The 16903-nt window shown below is 45.7% G+C and carries 12 protein-coding genes; 7 read left to right on the top strand and 5 right to left on the bottom strand.

The window, feature by feature from the left end; genetic code table 11:
- Nucleotides 1-117 precede the first annotated feature (117 nt).
- The gene (locus CSH92_RS05700) at nucleotides 118-3087 is read left to right on the top strand and encodes a ligand-binding sensor domain-containing diguanylate cyclase (RefSeq protein WP_124916926.1); all 2970 of its coding nucleotides are present in this window, start codon (nucleotides 118-120) and stop codon (nucleotides 3085-3087) included.
- Between the two features lie 6 nt (nucleotides 3088-3093).
- Here CSH92_RS05700 and CSH92_RS05695 read toward each other — a convergent pair whose 3' ends face one another.
- Together CSH92_RS05695 and CSH92_RS05690 are read right to left on the bottom strand one after the other, a co-directional pair.
- Complete coding sequence (locus CSH92_RS05695) at nucleotides 3094-4932, bottom strand: ATP-binding protein (protein WP_164084662.1); 1839 nt, start codon at nucleotides 4930-4932, stop codon at nucleotides 3094-3096.
- A 76-nt stretch (nucleotides 4933-5008) separates the two neighbouring features.
- Nucleotides 5009-5692, bottom strand: coding sequence for a response regulator transcription factor (locus CSH92_RS05690; protein ID WP_100656643.1), 684 nt, complete (start codon nucleotides 5690-5692; stop codon nucleotides 5009-5011).
- A 101-nt stretch (nucleotides 5693-5793) separates the two neighbouring features.
- Here CSH92_RS05690 and CSH92_RS05685 point away from each other — a divergent pair, with 101 nt between their 5' ends.
- Nucleotides 5794-6189 (top strand): MAPEG family protein, encoded by a 396-nt coding sequence (locus CSH92_RS05685; protein WP_100656642.1) that lies wholly within the window; start codon nucleotides 5794-5796, stop codon nucleotides 6187-6189.
- A 16-nt stretch (nucleotides 6190-6205) separates the two neighbouring features.
- On the opposite strand, the gene aceK is transcribed toward CSH92_RS05685, so the two are convergent.
- A complete protein-coding gene (gene aceK, locus CSH92_RS05680; protein WP_100656737.1) occupies nucleotides 6206-7921 on the bottom strand; it encodes a bifunctional isocitrate dehydrogenase kinase/phosphatase in 1716 nt (571 codons plus the stop codon).
- Between the two features lie 185 nt (nucleotides 7922-8106).
- Here aceK and CSH92_RS05675 point away from each other — a divergent pair, with 185 nt between their 5' ends.
- Nucleotides 8107-8472 carry a response regulator gene (locus tag CSH92_RS05675; protein ID WP_100656641.1) on the top strand — a complete coding sequence of 122 codons (366 nt, stop codon included), beginning with the start codon at nucleotides 8107-8109 and terminating at the stop codon, nucleotides 8470-8472.
- 60 nt (nucleotides 8473-8532) lie between these two features.
- Here the strand turns inward: CSH92_RS05675 and CSH92_RS05670 are convergent, their stop codons facing one another.
- Together CSH92_RS05670 and CSH92_RS05665 are read right to left on the bottom strand one after the other, a co-directional pair.
- Nucleotides 8533-11619, bottom strand: coding sequence for a glycoside hydrolase family 2 TIM barrel-domain containing protein (locus tag CSH92_RS05670; protein WP_100656640.1), 3087 nt, complete (start codon nucleotides 11617-11619; stop codon nucleotides 8533-8535).
- 255 nt (nucleotides 11620-11874) lie between these two features.
- A complete protein-coding gene (locus tag CSH92_RS05665; protein ID WP_100656639.1) occupies nucleotides 11875-12249 on the bottom strand; it encodes a type IV pilin protein in 375 nt (124 codons plus the stop codon).
- A 117-nt stretch (nucleotides 12250-12366) separates the two neighbouring features.
- Here CSH92_RS05665 and CSH92_RS05660 point away from each other — a divergent pair, with 117 nt between their 5' ends.
- The 4 genes from CSH92_RS05660 to CSH92_RS05645 are packed head-to-tail and all read left to right on the top strand — an operon-like array spanning nucleotide 12367 to nucleotide 16717.
- Complete coding sequence (locus tag CSH92_RS05660) at nucleotides 12367-12894, top strand: GspH/FimT family pseudopilin (protein WP_124916925.1); 528 nt, start codon at nucleotides 12367-12369, stop codon at nucleotides 12892-12894.
- Nucleotides 12888-13523 (top strand): prepilin cleavage protein, encoded by a 636-nt coding sequence (locus CSH92_RS05655; RefSeq protein WP_100656637.1) that lies wholly within the window; start codon nucleotides 12888-12890, stop codon nucleotides 13521-13523. Before CSH92_RS05660 ends, CSH92_RS05655 begins: the two co-directional genes overlap by 7 nt.
- Nucleotides 13516-14649, top strand: coding sequence for a PilX N-terminal domain-containing pilus assembly protein (locus CSH92_RS05650; RefSeq protein ID WP_100656636.1), 1134 nt, complete (start codon nucleotides 13516-13518; stop codon nucleotides 14647-14649). Before CSH92_RS05655 ends, CSH92_RS05650 begins: the two co-directional genes overlap by 8 nt.
- A gap of 10 nt (nucleotides 14650-14659) precedes the next feature.
- Nucleotides 14660-16717 carry a type IV pilus modification PilV family protein gene (locus tag CSH92_RS05645; protein ID WP_100656635.1) on the top strand — a complete coding sequence of 686 codons (2058 nt, stop codon included), beginning with the start codon at nucleotides 14660-14662 and terminating at the stop codon, nucleotides 16715-16717.
- The last annotated feature ends 186 nt before the right edge of the window (nucleotides 16718-16903 follow it).

Raw genomic sequence — 16903 nt, 5'->3', positions numbered from 1 at the left:
CCTTGAATTAGCAGCTTGCACATGCCCAAAGCTGGACTATGTTTAATTATGTAGTAGTAAATCGCGCAGGAACTTAACATTTATCCAATCTATTGCCTTAGGCGCTATTTGTGTGCAGTGACTTTTTTCTGCGCCACGCTGGTATTCGGCGAAACAAAGCCGGTTAATATCGAGCCATTGACGGTCCCGACCTATTTCCGTCATGTCGGGGTCGCAGATGGGCTTTCTCAAGTTACTGTGGCTGATATTATTCAAGACCGGCAGGGATTTATTTGGCTTGCGACCCAAAACGGCATTAATCGCTATGACGGCTATAATTTTGCCATTTTTAAAAAGGATCGCACACTCGATGGCTCTGGCCCGATAGGCGAGTTTGCTTACAAACTATTGCTCGATCCAACATCAGATGACATCTGGATAGCGACCTCTGGCGGACTTAGTCGGTACCAATACGCCAGCAACTCATTTAAGCACTACAATCTCACCGGCAGTGACGGCGAACAACGGTTTATCGTACCGAGTGTTACCGCAGATCAGTTTGGTCAGGTTTGGGTGGGCACCCGGCATGGCTTGTTTCGTTACCAAGAGGTAACAGATTCCTTTGTGTCGATTGACATTCCAATCAGCCCTACGGCTTGGGTACTTGACGTTGATGCGATCGCCCAAGATATAGCTTTGGTTGCCACAACCGAAGGACTGTTATTGATTGATACAACTGGGCGAATCCCTCCACAGCATAGCCTGGTAGGTACTCAGGTGACAGATATTGAGCGTCTACACTCGGGCGATTTCTGGTTTTCCACTCTGGAGCAAGGTGTACAGCAATTACGTGTCAATGATTTTAGCATTGAGTCGCTGGAGCCCCTGCAAGGGCTTCCCGCCGAGTTAACGCGTTCAGGCGTCAATGCAATTAAACAATTACGCAACGGTGATATTTGGATAAGTGCCATGACAGGGTTACGGATCATGCGCCAAGACGACCTTAGTCAGGCGGCTGATTTCTACTTTAGTAATAATGGTGCAAGTGTGCTTAGTTCTGCGCATATGACACGTACCTTCGAAAGCCAATCAGGGCTTATTTGGCAGGGAACTTGGACAGGTGGATTCTCCATTTTTGATCCCAATAGTTTGCAAATTAAATCACTAAACGCAGCACCAAACACTTGGGTACGAGGACTGGCTTTTGATGATACTGAGCGACTTTGGTTTGGTACCGCAGCTGGCATTTGGTATCGCGAAGTTAGTGGTGAAGTTCGTGGCCCGTTGAAATTTCCCACAATGGTCACTGATAAGTCAATGAGTGCAGTCACCATTCGTAGTCTTACATTTGACCAACAGAATCGCCAGTTTTGGGTTGGCACTACGACTGGCGTTTATCATTTCGACGTGACTCAGCCACGTCTGCAACCTGCTAACTTTTTGTCTGATGCCAATGTTTTCCATATCGCCTATGCAAATGGTGAACTCTGGATTGGTACATTCAATAGTGGGTTATATCGGATCAGCGTTCAATCTGGCGAGATACTTGAACATTGGGAAGTCGCTACGGTAGCCCACTCGCTGGTAACTCATCCTGATTTTGTTTTGGCCGGTACCATAGAGGGGCTGTTAAAAATTGACAAAACAACCGGGGCAATCACCAATTTACACGATAATTCAAGACCAGCAGAGCAACGCAGCCCACGCGTTGTAACCTGGATCTCTCAAGTTAACGCGTCTGAGTTTTTACTGGGGACACAAGGCTCAGGTATTTATGCAATGAGATTAAAAGCCAATGATGTCATCGAATTTGAGGCGCTGTATCCAGACTCACATTTAGCCTCCTTATCTATTGGTGGTATTCAGTTGGATGCAAAGGGGGATTTGTGGGCCAGCACAACTGAAGGGATTGCTCACGTCAATGCGAAAACGGGGAACATCAGTTACTTTAATAAGAAAAATGGCGCGTTTACTGTGGGGTACTATATTAATCACAGTGTTAAAGCGAGCAATGGCCAGCTGGTTTTTGCCGGACCGCGTGGCATTAGCCATTTCTATCCTGAGCAGATCGGTGTTTCGCAATGGCAACCCAATGTGGTGCTAACCAACCTATTAGTGTTAAACAAGCCCGTTAGCGCTACAGTAAGTAACAGTGAAGGCGCGGTGCTTGATTCACCTATTCATATTGCCAAACGCATCAATCTTGCTCACAGTGACAATGTATTTAGCATTGAATTTAGTGCTCTAGATTACGCCTCACCAGAGACCAATCAATATGCGTTTAAATTGGATGGTTTTGACCAAGACTGGAACACCGCCATCGCACGTCATCGTGTCGCCACCTACACAAACCTAGATCCCGGGCGTTATCAATTGCAGGTGCGGGGTACCAATAAAGACGGCGTTTGGAGTCAGAATAGCGCGAGTATTGAAATTGTGGTCACTCCGCCCTGGTACTGGAACACGTGGTCAAAAGTGTTGTGGCTAATGTTGACGCTCTTGCTCGTCAGTGGAGTCTATAAGTGGCGAGTCTGGGACCTACAAAAACGCTCCGATAAGTTAAAACGGTTGGTGGAAAAGCGGACGCAAGATTTGGAGGACATCAATCGGAAGTTACTGCGCTTATCGTCAATTGATGAATTGACAGGGTTACGCAATCGACGGGATTTTCGCATCCATGCTGAGTTGGAGCTGGATCGCTTTAAACGCTTAGGCAGTCCCTTTTCTATTTTGATGATTGATATCGACCATTTTAAGCAAATCAATGACACATTGGGCCATGCGTGCGGTGATCGGGTACTGGTGGAATGTGCGCAGATGATGACGCAATTAACACGCAAGCATGATTTACTGGCACGCTGGGGAGGAGAAGAATTTATCTTATTAGCGGTGAATACAGATTTGACCGCTGCCGTTGCCACAGCGAATAAAATTCGCCAAGCAATCCACGAGCTCGAGGTTAACTTTGAGCAGCAGGTAGTAAAGGTAACGATGACAGTTGGTGTTAGTCAGATAATGCCAGACCAAAACTTGGATGAATGTATTAAAATTGCGGATGGTCATCTTTACGAGGGCAAGCGCAAAGGCCGCGATATCACTTGCTATTAATTGGCGTTATTCGGGTTGGGTCAAAAAACGACTAAGCGTCTTATAAAGGTTCTCCAAATCAATGGGTTTAGCCACGTGCTCGTTAAACCCCGCTTGTTGATAGCGTTCAACATCTTCTTTAATAACATTTGCAGTTAACGCAATTATTGGCGTGTGTGTGTCTTGTTCTCGAATTTTAATGCATGCTTGCACACCATCCATTACAGGCATTTGGATATCCATTAATATCAAATCAAATTTACGTTTAGTATTGGCTTCAAAGGCTTCGCGGCCATTCTCACAGGCGATCAGTTGCGCGTTGGTTTCTTCCAACATGGCTTTGACTATCTCTTGATTAATCAAATTATCTTCAGCGAGTAAGATGGTGCGGCCGGTCAAATCTGGCGGCCCCTTTGGAACTTCATTGTCGGAAAAACTGTGTTCTTGCGGTGCCTGCTTTAAAGGCAACTGCAGGGTAAAATGTGTGCCTTTATTAGCTTCACTTTTAACTTCAATGCGGCCCTTCATCAAGGTGGTTAAACTATGGGTAATCGCAAGGCCTAAGCCGGTCCCACCATATTTGCGTGTTGTGGAAGCATCGGCCTGGTTAAAGCGTTCAAATAAATGAGCTTGTGCTTCTGCAGAGATGCCAATTCCAGTGTCGATAATCTCAAATTGTAGGCCTTGCGCTGAATGAGCAATTTGCAGCTTAACCTCACCATTTTCGGTAAATTTTAATGCGTTGGATAACAGATTAAGCAAAATTTGCCGCACTCGTACAGGGTCTCCAATCCAATAGTTGGGTAAGTCTGCCGGTTTTTCAAAGGTCAACTGGTTGCTTTTTGCACTGGCGATTGGCAATAAATCGGAGTCTAAAGACTCCAATAGCAGACTTAACGAAAAAGCCACACTTTCGATTTTCAGCTGGTTAGCATCGATCTTAGAAAAGTCCAGTATATCGTTAAGAATAGTTAGCAGCGTTTTGGTGGAGTAAAGTGCTTTGTCAATTTTTTCGGCATCTTCTTTACGTTGGATCTTGCGTTGCAATAGTTGCAGCATGCCCATGACTCCGTTAAGCGGAGTGCGAATTTCGTGACTCATATTGGCAAGGAAATCAGACTTGGATTGGGCACTGCTCAAAGCCTTCTCAGCTAAATAACGCTCGCTAATGCTGGCTTGGAATAAGGCCCGCAAATACACCAAAATAACGATTAAAAACACGGCAACGCTTACGATATGTATCCAGCGAGCTAATGCAAAGTGTTGATGTAAGGCCTTGCTCTCTTGCTCGATACGCTGGCGCATATTACTTTCAAAATCAGCCAATGCCTGTAACGCTAAGGTATCGTCGACTTTCACTTGTTGATCGATATCTTCAGCCGACAGACCTTGACTAATTAAGAGCAACGTTTTCTCAAAATTGGCCTCGTAGGCAGCGAGGGTGTTAACCAGCGCGTTGGTTTCAGATGCGTCATATAGGGAAGATTCATATAATCCTTGTACCGTGCTTTTTAAGACCGCTAGTGACTTGCGTATGGACGGTTCATAACGTTCGGTGTTCCGCCTCAATACAAGGTTTTTAAAGTCATGGATAAACCCGCCGTAGCCCCAGTACCGCACCAGCCTGTCATGTTGCTCATACACTACTCGACGCTGCTCAGAAAACTGATTCCACGCTTTCTCAGTCTGTTGATAGTAGTAAAAAGAAACACCAGAGGCAGCCATACCAATAAGGACTACAACTATCGCTGAAATTACCAAATTGCGGCGGTACTGCTGGTCTTTCTGTCGTAGTGACTGTGCTGTCAATGCGCTGCGTCCGAATACTTTATAGGATAAGTGTAGTTCGCATGGTCGCTTTTGCAAAAGTATGCTCAAGACAACTAGGCCACCGCGGCAAAGGCAATTGCTAAGAGTAAAAACGCCCAGTTTACCCTGGGGTTTAGGCGTATAATCGATATCCAGCGCCGCGCACGGTTTCGATCATGGAGTGCGAGAAACCTTTATCAATTTTATTGCGTAAACGGCTAATGTGCACATCAATAATGTTAGTTTGCGGGTCGAAGTGATAGTCCCAAACATGTTCGAGTAACATTGAGCGCGTGATGACTTTGTTCGGATTACGCATCATAAACTCGAGTAAACGAAACTCACGGGCTTTTAAAGCGAAGGTTTGATTTTCGCGCGTTGCTTCTCGCGTCAGTAAATTTAGCGTCAGATCACCTACTTTTATTGTCGTATCCGGAGTGCTAACAGACGAACTTTTACCATGACGTTGCACTAAAATTTCCAAGCGTGCGAGCAATTCTTCAAATGCAAAAGGTTTGGTGAGGTAATCATCAGCGCCGGCGCGCAAACCAGAAACCCGATCATCCACTTTACTTTGCGCACTTAAAATCAACACTGGTAAATCTTCATGTTCTTGGCGAACCTCATGTAGCACCCCAAGTCCATCAAGCTTCGGTAACATGCGGTCTAATATCACCGCTTCAAATTTATCTTTGGCCAACGCCTGCAATCCGGCCTCACCGTCGCGACATACTGTGCACGCGTGCCCTTTTGCCTGCAAGCCTTGCTGAATGTATTGACTTACCGCATTATCGTCTTCGATGATTAAACAGTTCATATGTGTTCGAACTAACAGTTTTGTTGTTGATACGTGCACCTGGTGAAGTTTAGATTAGTTTATTTACATGACAATTTTGTCATGTACAGGAGAACATTTTCATGGCGGTAATGTTGATTTGTTTACTTATTTCCTTAGTTTTACCGATTGTGGCAAAAGCTCCCGTTGCTTTAGCCATGCATCAGCTAGCCGGGTATGATAACCGTCATCCGCGTGAGCAGCAGGCAAAACTGGAGGGGTTTGGGGCGCGTGCTCTTGCAGCTCATAAAAATAGTTTTGAGGCCATTGCTTATTTTACCCCAGCTGTGGTGACTGTAATTGCACTAGGAGCGATTGATGACACGGCTAAGCTTTTGGCCATGTGTTTTGTCGCAAGTCGTATCATCTATCTGCTGTGTTATTGGTTTAACTTACACGTGGTACGGAGCATTTTTTGGGTGATTGGTTTTGCCTGCTCAATCATGCTTCTTGTTCGCCTATTGTTGGCCTTCGGTTAGTGGCAGAATAATACCGTTAACGGGTAAACCGTCGGCTGGCAGGATAAGGTGAAAAGTTTTGAATGGCTCCTGTCGCGGTAATGCGTTGTACTTCACGCCAATACTCTGGAGTCATCAAATCGCCGTGCAATTCCTTTAAAATATCCTTAAATTGTTTTTTACCAACGATGAAATGTTCAAACTGTTCGGGAAAAACATCATTGGGTGCCACCGAAAGCGTATCCAATACGTAAGGATCGTCAGACTTCGGCAGTGCACGGAAGTTGCGCTCATGCATGAAACATATTTCGTCATAGTCATAAAACACCACTCGACCATGCTTGGTGATACCAAAATTTTTGTGCAGCATGTCGCCAGGGAAAATATTCGCCAGTGCGATTTGCTTGATACACGTGCCTAACTCATCAATGGCATTACGGATCTTTTCTGGGTCGGTTTCCTGTTGCAGGTATAGGTTCAGCGGGATCATCTTGCGTTCAATATAGAGGTGCTTGATGATAACTTCGTTCTCGGTTAGTTCTATGCTGGATTTGCACGTTTCAAGCAATTCATCGATTAGCTCAGGCTCCATGCGTGCGCGGGGAAAACGAAAATTCACATATTCGTGAGTATCGGCCATGCGTCCGACCCGATCGGAGGTTTTAACTAACCGATAGCAATCTTTTACATGGTCACGGGTGATCTTCTTACTTTCGGCAAACTCATCTTTGATTATCTTAAATACCACCCCATAAGTGGGTAAATGGAAAACTGCCATGACTAAACCACGGATCCCCGGGGCAATACAAAACTTGTCGTTACTTTGCTGCAAATGTTCGAGAAAATTACGATAAAACACGGTTTTCCCGTGTTTATAGAAACCCAATGCCATATACAGTTCGAAATGCTTTTTATTCGGTAGTAACTCTTGTAAAAATGCGACAACTTCGGCCGGGAACTGTGTATCTGCCATAAAGTAAGAGCGCGCAAAGCCAAAGATAACACTTAAATCTTTGCGTTCGGTGAGTAGCGCATCAACGAAAATTTTTTGCGAATCATTAGTCTGTAACGCTAGAACAAAAGGAAGAGTGTCATCAGGCATGCAAATGCGACCTATCAAATAGGCTGCTTTACCGCGATAAAAAACGGGTTTAAGTAGCTCTACAGCAGTTACACTCGCCAATTGCTGCCGATTAAGACGCAGTCGTAGTGCACTATCCATCAGCTGCAAATCTCGTTCTTTATCTTCAAAATCGATGTTAAAGCGATAGGTCTGCAAGATTGATTCGAACATTGCTCGCACGGTGCTCGTGGTATCAAAACTATTTACCACACGAGCTCGGTCTTGACCGGGTAGAAAGCAGCGGCTAGGCAGAACGAACATGATACTTTCGTCGATTTGGCGGTGACGAAACACGCGACCAATGACTGAGTTGTAAAAGGTTTCCGCAAGCTCATACTGTGGATGACGGTCGAGTAAATGTAAAAAATGTTGCTTAAGTTGTTGCCAAAAAGCGAGATCTTGATGATGAACATGAATTTGTTGATAGATTTCGCTAACCACATCAGACAAGCTTTGTTCGTAGATGCTGATACGTTCTTTGACCGCTTGCTGCGTCGCGGCCCACTGACCTTGCTCAAACCGTGATTGCGCGCCGCGTGTGATGCGCGTATACCAACGATAATTTTTATCAAATCCGTTCAGGATCTGGTAGGCCACTTTGGCGCCTATTTTATTCTCATTCATTACCATCTCTTGTACGTCGGCATTCAATTCAACTTACCCCGCGAGTGTAGTTTAGGGGAAGCACTGGCGGAATACTTTTCTTTTCGCAACATATCGGGTATTTTAAGACCAACTTGTTGATCTTTGTCTATTTTGGGTCAACAAAAAATAATTCTAACGCTGTTCATAAAAATAATAATAGAGGACCTGTTATGGCGTTTCCTGTACTCATTTGTGATGATTCATCGCTGGCGCGCAAAATGGTTAAACGCTGCTTGCCAGAGCCATTGGCAGAGCAAGTGTTTACGGCGGACAACGGTGAGCAAGCCCTGGAAATTTTAGAACAACGCCCCATCAGCTTATTATTCTTAGATTTGACCATGCCTTTTATGGATGGCGTAGAAGTTCTTAAGCAAATCAAACAAAAGTCACTTGAAGTCTTTGTTATAGTGGTATCCGGTGACATCCAGCCGCAAATGCAGGAACGAGTGCTCTCGTTGGGGGCATTAGACTTCATTACTAAACCTGTTGATTCTGCGCGCTTGCATATGACTTTACAGCGATTCGGCTTGTATTAAGCTGACATAAAAAAGGCACCGTGGGTGCCTTTTTTATTGATTATATTTTTTTGTTTACGACTATTCAGTCCCCACCAACGGAGTAATTCGGAATGAATAGCGGTAATCCCGCCAAGGAAGTCGATACTTGAAGAGTGGCGGGGTTCCCCATGAGTCGGTGCCGGCAATGCCGCGTTGGCGGTAATCAATATTCACGAAAATAGTGTCGTGAATGGGAATTTCATGGGGGTGTAAACCTTGTTTATTAAACTGGTCATAATCATAGAGATCAGTATGCGCGGCATTAAAGCCTAGAGTCGGCTCACCCTCAATGCGTAATCCTTGTTTGTTTTGGTCCATGAAACTGACCCAAAAAACATCGCTACGATGGCCGTTCTCTTGCGGTCGTACATAGTCATAACGCAAATTTTCGACCTTACTTTCATACTGTCCAACTAATGCCGAGGTATTGCGGTCGATATAGTTCTCGTGTGGACCGCGGCCATACCAGCGAACCTGCTCATAATGTTGGTCAAGCTGAAAGCGATGGCCGATACGAGGTAATTCTGGGAAGAAACGGTGAGGCGCGGCATAAAACCAAATATCAATATTCACGCTGCCATCGGGGTTAAATGAATAGATTGATTTATAGCGACTTTCAACGTCAGGCAGGGAATGTTCTGTATTTACAATGACTGTGCCATTTATTGAATTTTCGACGCTAAATTGACTGATTTCTGCATTTTTACCTGCGAATTGCCACACTTTTGCTTTGTCGGGTAAGTCTTCACCAAAGTCGTTATCGGTTGGGGCACGCCAGAAATGAGGTAATATCGGCGCTTGCAGTAGGGGTTGACCAGCGACGCTAACTTGTTCAATCCAACCACTCACTTTATTGATGCGATATGCCACTCCGTTTGAAGCTTGGATACTTACTAGTGTCTCTTCGTTTGCCACGGTCAACGGGGCTAATGATGCGTGATTATTTTTAGTCACAGCAGCTGAATAAGGCAGTGCAAACTGAGCGCGTGCAAGGCTGTGATTGGCCGGCAATGTTGGTGTCGCAGCCTTAAGCGCAAACTCAAATGTAAGGTAATCCCGTCCACCCGGCAAAAGGGCAGGTAAGGAAAGCGTAAAAGACTTACTGGATTGTGGGCGGATACCCGTCAAGTCGAGTGTACCGGCTGCAATCGGAACACCGTTACGTTCGTATTGCCAAGTAGACACTACATTATCAAGACTACTGAAAAAGTATTCGTTAAACACATCGATTTGGCCGTTTTGCAAATCTATGGCATTTACTTGAATAGGTTGGTATACGTGTTTTACTTCGTAGGCATGAGGATGGAACGAGCGATCGGCGGCGAGCAAGCCATTGGCAGAAAAGTTGCCATCATGGTACGCGCCTTCGGGCTCAAAATCGCCACCATAGCCAAAGAACGGTGTTCCATCTCGAGCTTGAGTGAGTATGGTTTGGTCTACCCAATCCCAAATAAACCCACCTTGCAATAACGGGTACTTGCGGATCAATTGCCAATAATCATCGAGATTGCCTACAGAGTTGCCCATGGCGTGCTCATACTCACATAGGATCATAGGGCGGGTTTCTCCCATTAGGGCGTAATGTTCCATTAATTCTACGCTGGCGTACATTTGTGAGTACATATCAGTGTGAGCCCTGAGTTGGGCTTGTTCTGCCATCACTGGCAAAGTGGAACGCTGTTTTAACCAATCGTATAGGACTTCTGTGTTTGCACCGTCACCGGATTCGTTACCTAGTGACCAAATCACGACCGACGCGTGATTTTTTGTGCGCTCATACATATTCCGCACGCGGTCAATGTAGGCATCCCGCCAGTCTGGCATATTCACCATATGCTCGTCAGGTTGATAAAAGTGCCCTTGGTTCGCAGCACCAATGCCGTGCGACTCTATATTCGCTTCGTCAACAACATAAAGCCCAAGTTCGTCTGCTAGGTCATACCAATACGGGTGGTTGGGGTAATGCGAATTTCGCACAGCGTTAATGTTGAGCTGCTTCATGAGCTGAATATCGCGTCGCATACTGTCTACCGAAATCACATGCCCGGTCTGTGGGTCGTGTTCATGGCGATTTACGCCCTTAAACAGGACGGGTTGACCGTTGATGAGGACGTTCCCGTTGCGCAGTTCGCTGGTTCGAAAACCGATGCGCTGCCACGTGTGCTGGATTGCTTGCTGGTCTGTATTCAGCAACGCAGTCTTGAGGTTGTACAAATGAGGTGTTTCAGCACTCCAACGGGCAACATTTTCAAGCGAGGCTCGGGCAGTTGCCACACCGTTTTTATGTGACCATTTTATCTCTGCCGTGTGCTCCCATATTGTAACCCCATGAGCGTCGGTCAGAGTGTGTTGCACCGCGTCAGCTTCGGCGTTATGACCATGAGCTTGCACTGCAGTAGAGACTGTCAGTTGGCCGTCTTGGTAATTGTTGACTAATCCGGCATTAATGTTGATATCCTGAATGCGAGTTTGTGGGGTTGCATAGAGGTATACTTCACGCTCAATACCGCTTAACCGCCACATGTCCTGTAGCTCTAGAAAGGTGCCATCAGACCACTTGATCACTTTCAACGCGATTGTGTTCTGACCGGGTTGCAAAGCATGCGTAATATTAAACTCTGCTGCTGTTTTTGAGTCCTCAGCATAGCCGATATATGCGCCATTCACCCACAGATAAAAGGCCGACTTCACCGCGCCTAGATGGATGAAGATTTGTTGCTCTTGCCAACTGACAGGAAGTTCAAATTGTTTCCGGTAAAGTCCCGTGGGATTATTGTCGCTAGGCAGTTCGCCAGCGACTGGGGATTCGCTGTGTGCCATGCGCATATTAATGTAATTAGGGTAGCCTACTCCGTGCATTTCCCAATTGCCGGGAACTGGCATGTCACGCCATTGACTAGTATCGAAATTAGGCGAGATAAAATCCTCGTCACTAGCATTAGGGTGTGATAACAGCTTAAATCGCCAGTTGCCATCCAATAAAAGATAGTTTTCTGCATCCCAAGGAAAAGCGGTATATTTCGCGGGAGCAGCAGAGAAAACATGGAAGTTAGCGCGCGCAGGCTCTTTGTTTACCGCGACGATTTGTGGGTTTTGCCACTCACTGGCAAATGGGGCTATCGACATGAGTAAAACTCCGCAAAACAACGCAAACCGTTGCGTTTTATTGTGAAATAACAACATAAGATTGATTTGTCTGTTTTATATGATTTATAAAGGTAGGTAAGTTTGGTTCGGCTTGCAATCAGTTTTATCGCATTTAATTACTGAATCTTCGAAAAAGAGCCAACTGGGAGGCGTTCACTGAGTATTCTTGTGCACGCCTACATTTATCACACGTTTGGGGATATCGAGCGTTAATCGAATACCGCTGGATTTGATTTACCAGCAGTTCACTGGTGTTCGATTCATGGATTGGTCAAGACTTAAAGTCGTACAGCCCGTATCCTGAGTTTGTTTGCCCTTAGCCGTAGCCGTTATGGTATATGTCGTTGCCGATACATTGGCCACATTGAATGTGTAAAAGTCGCTCGCCGGCAGGGCTAAATTAGCAGCTGCAGCATAAGTAACATTTTCTAGGCGAAAAGCTTCCTGCTGCATTTGTAGTTGCAGTAATTGTTTTTGGACATCATCGCGTCGAGCATCTATGACATGGCTGGTGTAAGAGGGCACAGCGATGGCGGCAATAATCCCAATGATAGCAACCACAATCATCAACTCAATCAGGCTAAATCCGCGTGACTTGATTAAAAACATAATTATTACCTCTTATACCAATTGTGCAGACAGATACGCTTAAGTGCGGGATCTCATCTACAATGATTCAATAGGACTATAGTATAGATTTAATTAATTAACGTTTAGGTATTAATTTTGCGAAGCACGTACATCACTCACGGTTTAACTCTGATCGAGCTCGTTGTGGTCATAGCATTGATCGGATTAGTTATCTCGTTGGGTGCGCCATCAATCATCGACGCACAACGCACCATGACACACAAAGGTGCTGTTGAGTCGAGTTATTTTGCCATGCAAGCTGCGCGCGCGCGAGCGATTAGCTCAGGCAACAATGTGACGGTCTCGTTTGAAGCAACAACACCTTGGTGCATTGGTATTAGTGATGTTGGACCTTGCAACTGTCAGGTGGCGAATAGTTGTTTAGTGGATGGCGTGGAGCGCGTGGTTGCGGCAGCCGATTTTGAAAATATCGTTTTGCAGGAAATTAATTTTGGTGGGAACGGATTCACGGTGTATGACGGTCAACGCGGGATGGCGTTAAATAACGCTGGGTCGTTTGTGCTCTCTGATGGCAGTACCGAAGCGCGCATTGAATTAAACACCGTAGGTAGACTCCGTGTTTGCACTGAGGTTGGTGACTTGGGGACATATCCACAATGTTAGTGAAAAGTAGAAAACAACAAACCGGCGCATCACTCATTGAATTATTGATTGCACTAGCAATTGGCGTGACGGCAATTTCCGCACTCGCTGGTTTAGTTGGCTATGGGATGGGCGTGAATGCAAAATTACTGGCCAGTTCTAGGCTAAATGAAGAAGTGGGCAACGTCATGACGTTGATCACTCGGGACGTTCGACGTGCTGGCTATAATGGCAGCACATTGGTCATGATTGCCGATCCAGCAGCGAATCCATCGCCCTTTGCCGGAACATTACAAATCAGTGAGTTTCCTGGTGAGTTACTCAACAGCTGCATCGTGTTTGCCTACGATGATAACAATAATGGCGTAATGGACGTAGCAGCTGGGGTAAATGAAAACTACGGTTATCGGCTGCGCAATGGCGTCGTGGAAATGCGTACTAATGGATTACAATGCGCGGATTTAGGCTGGATACCATTAACGGATCCCGGTATGACAGTCGTGACATCGCTGACCTTTGTACTCAATCAAATCATTGAAAATGGCATTGCAGCCAACGAAATTACTATCAGTCTGCAAGCCCAGCTAGTGGCTGACAATGCGATAAGTCGGCGTTTCGATTCAAGCTTTGTGGTAAGAAATTATGATTAATCATCTTCCTCAACACCCTTCTTCTTTTTCTCAGCGCGGCGCCATGATGTTGGCGGCGTCAATTCTTTTGTTGGTCTTGGTGACTTTAGGAACCTTGTATACGGGGCGGATCAAATCAGTTGAACATCAAATTACGCTGAATACGCAAAACTATAAAGAAGCATTTGCTGCTGCGGAGGCTGGCTTAAGCAAATCATTCGGTCGTTTGCATGATGAACCACGGTGGAACGGCGCAGCATTTAATGAAGTGCTGACCAATCAAAGCCAATTTAATGCTAACGGGGTGCGTCAGCAGGTTAATCGTCTGTCGTCTACGGTAGATGTGGTAACTATTACTTCGGTTGGAACTTCAGCGGATGGTTTAGCCTCTGTAACAGTCACTGAGCAAGCTTTGCAGTATTCGGTGCTGGCCAATCCACCGGATGTACCGCTGATCGTAGCGGGAGGTTTGTCGGTGGGAGGCAACTTTGAGGTTGCAGCGAATCCCAACGGTGGTGGGACTGGTGTTCCATTGTCGATTTGGACAGATTTAGCCGTAGACCTAAACAATGGTAGCGGTACAACCTGTGGCTTACAGGAATTTAATGATGGCAACTGCAGTTCTTCGCCCTACTCGGAGAAGGGTTTTAAGGACTTGGATATTCTTGACAATGATCCGAGTTTTCCAACCGATCTGATGGAGTATTTATTTAACGTTCCTGAGAATGAATGGGCCACGTTAAGGTCCGATGCGGATCAAATTATCAACACCTGTGCGGGACTTAATGCCGGCACATCAGGCTTAATTTGGATGGATGGCAATTGCCAAATCAACGCCGGTACAGTGGTAGGGACAATCGCTGACCCGGTGATTTTAGTAGTAACCGACGGTGATCTAACCATGAATGGTGGCGCCGAGATAAATGGAATGGTTTTTTCTTTTCGTAAACCTGGCGTAGTAGCTAATTTTGAAATCAATATGATTGGTGGTGCTTTGGTCAATGGCGTGGTTGCTTCAAATCATCCAGTTGGTCACGCTAACGGTACCTACAACGCAGTTTACGATGCTGACGTCCTGGCTCAACTCGAATTAAACGACACTTTCCAGCGTGTCGCTCGCATTCCTGGCAGCTGGCGCGATTTTTAGAGAGGTAAGTATGAGAGGTTTTGCCTTAGTTGAAGTAATAGTGGTGGCATTGATCGTAATGATCGGTGTAACCGGTTATGTCACGTTACAAAGTGAGTTTATTCGTTCGGATACGACGATAAATTTACGCTCCGTAGCCACCGAATTGGCGCAAGAGAAGCTTGATGATCTGCGTCAATTCGAAGAGTTACAGACCACTGCGGGGGTGATTGCGTACAATGACATTGTGAATAACTTTGGCGGTGCAATTGCAGCAGGGCCGGTGAATATTGCGATCAAATCAGCCGCTGGGCAGGTGCATCAATTTACCCGTAGTTGGCAAGTAACAGACCAATACTTTGTTGACACTGATGCAGATGGTACCGCCGATACCTGGCTAAATGCGGGGAATCCCGGCTTACCTCTGGTGCTGCCCACATACCCCTCACAGAAGGCGGTAACTGTCACGGTAGCTTATGTAGACAGTGAAGGGAATGCGAAGAATGTAACCATTGACGGCAACATTGCTCCCATTCCTGTAGGCCGAAGTTTCCAGGCAACGAATGAAACTAACAACGCGAAAAATCAGCCTCAGGTCGCTTACACGCCAGGCGCTGCTCCGGATGTTATTTCTTATGATTTGGGTAACGGCGAAAAGATTGAAACCAGTAAGCCAGTACCTGATATTGATAATCAAGGCGAGAATAACATTGTACAGTTCGAAACGATTCGCTACATCGAATTGCAGAATCAAACCGATAAGCTTGAGCAAGAGGAATTTTTAACAGTTAATTGCACGTGCGCATTGGCTGGCAGTGGTAAAGGCATGTCTGCCGCAATGACCGTTTTGAATAACGGTGAATTAATCGTCAAACCAGGCAGCGAAATGACAAAAATGACTGGGGTTCCGGCTAATAACCAACAACCCTCTTTATGTGTTCAGTGTTGCCGCGACCATCATGACAATGCCACAACGATAGCCAATGAAGACTATTACCGCATGGAAAATGGGGGCCCACATAAACATTACTTCCGCGATAATTTGGGTAACTTTTCGTTAGCGTCGGGTATCGGCGACAAATATCACGAGGCCTGTCGCTTTAAACGCGTGAACGGATTCTTTACCTTGTATCCCGATTGGCAGTTAATTGACATTGTTGAATTTGACGATGCGTATTTGTTTGCCGGTGCTAATTTAACCGCCTATACCACCTATTCAGAAGGTGTTATCGAAGCCGAAATCGTTGGCGGTGCACGCCCTACGAAACCAGCAGGACGGGATATGACAGTATTGCCCGGGGGTTATCAATTGATTGCCCGTGGGATTTATCTTGACCGTATGACGTCATCACACTTGGCAGCGGTACAAGGTATGATTGCGGCTAATGATCCAGACTGGAAAGCCTACACGCCCTTCTACGATATTAATCTAACCTTGTTATCGGATTGGAGTACGGTAAATCCTGTCATTGCAACGGTTACCCAAGAAGATATCGAAACTATTGTTGACCCGGTGAATGATTTTTATGGCACCTACAGCCGTGGTCGTCTGGAAGCGAAAACCGATGGTGTGACCAACGTAGGTGTACAGGGCTACGCATATAACGCGAGTATTACGGGTACTGGACCAATATCACCGGATGAAGTCGCTGCTGGTCGAGTGGATGATACCGTGACTGTTACAGTCAGCAGCAAATCAGGGACTGAGAAATTTTACGGCTTAGTGGTCGACATTAACTGTATTATTACCACCAATGGAGTGGCTGAAAGCTGTGAAACTAATAATACTAAGAAGGCCAGCTACGTCGACTTAACGACGATTTCTATAGATCCACAACCGAATAACTTTAGTTGTTTGATTGATGTGCCAAAAGGAAAATCAACGCCGTTCTTTAACTGTGCGAATGTGTCTGAGAATTATAATGGCTTTATTGAATTTACTTTCGCTAAGCCAGGTTACATCGCCACATTAAAAGTTAAGCAGCCTGATGGCAGTGTGGTCACCACTAATAAGCTCGATTTAAGTAAGAAATTATCTGCCACCTCAAATCGTGAATTCGCCTTGATCATCGAGTTAGTGCCTATCTAGTCAATTACTGTTCCCGGCTGCAATAGCCGGGAACTTTTCTTATTGCAGTTCTTTGCGTGTTGAACCTCTATGCGACTTTGATACAGTTAGTGTTGCGTCTCGGTGGTAGCAAATGATGCAGCAAATGGGGTAAATTTTAAAAACGGTATTGACATCTAGACGTCTATACGTCACATTGCACCCATG

This window comes from Neoalteromonas flava, from assembly GCF_002807685.1.
GTDB lineage: Bacteria > Pseudomonadota > Gammaproteobacteria > Enterobacterales > Alteromonadaceae > Alteromonas_E > Alteromonas_E flava.
This window is presented reverse-complemented; position numbering and strand designations above follow the sequence as displayed.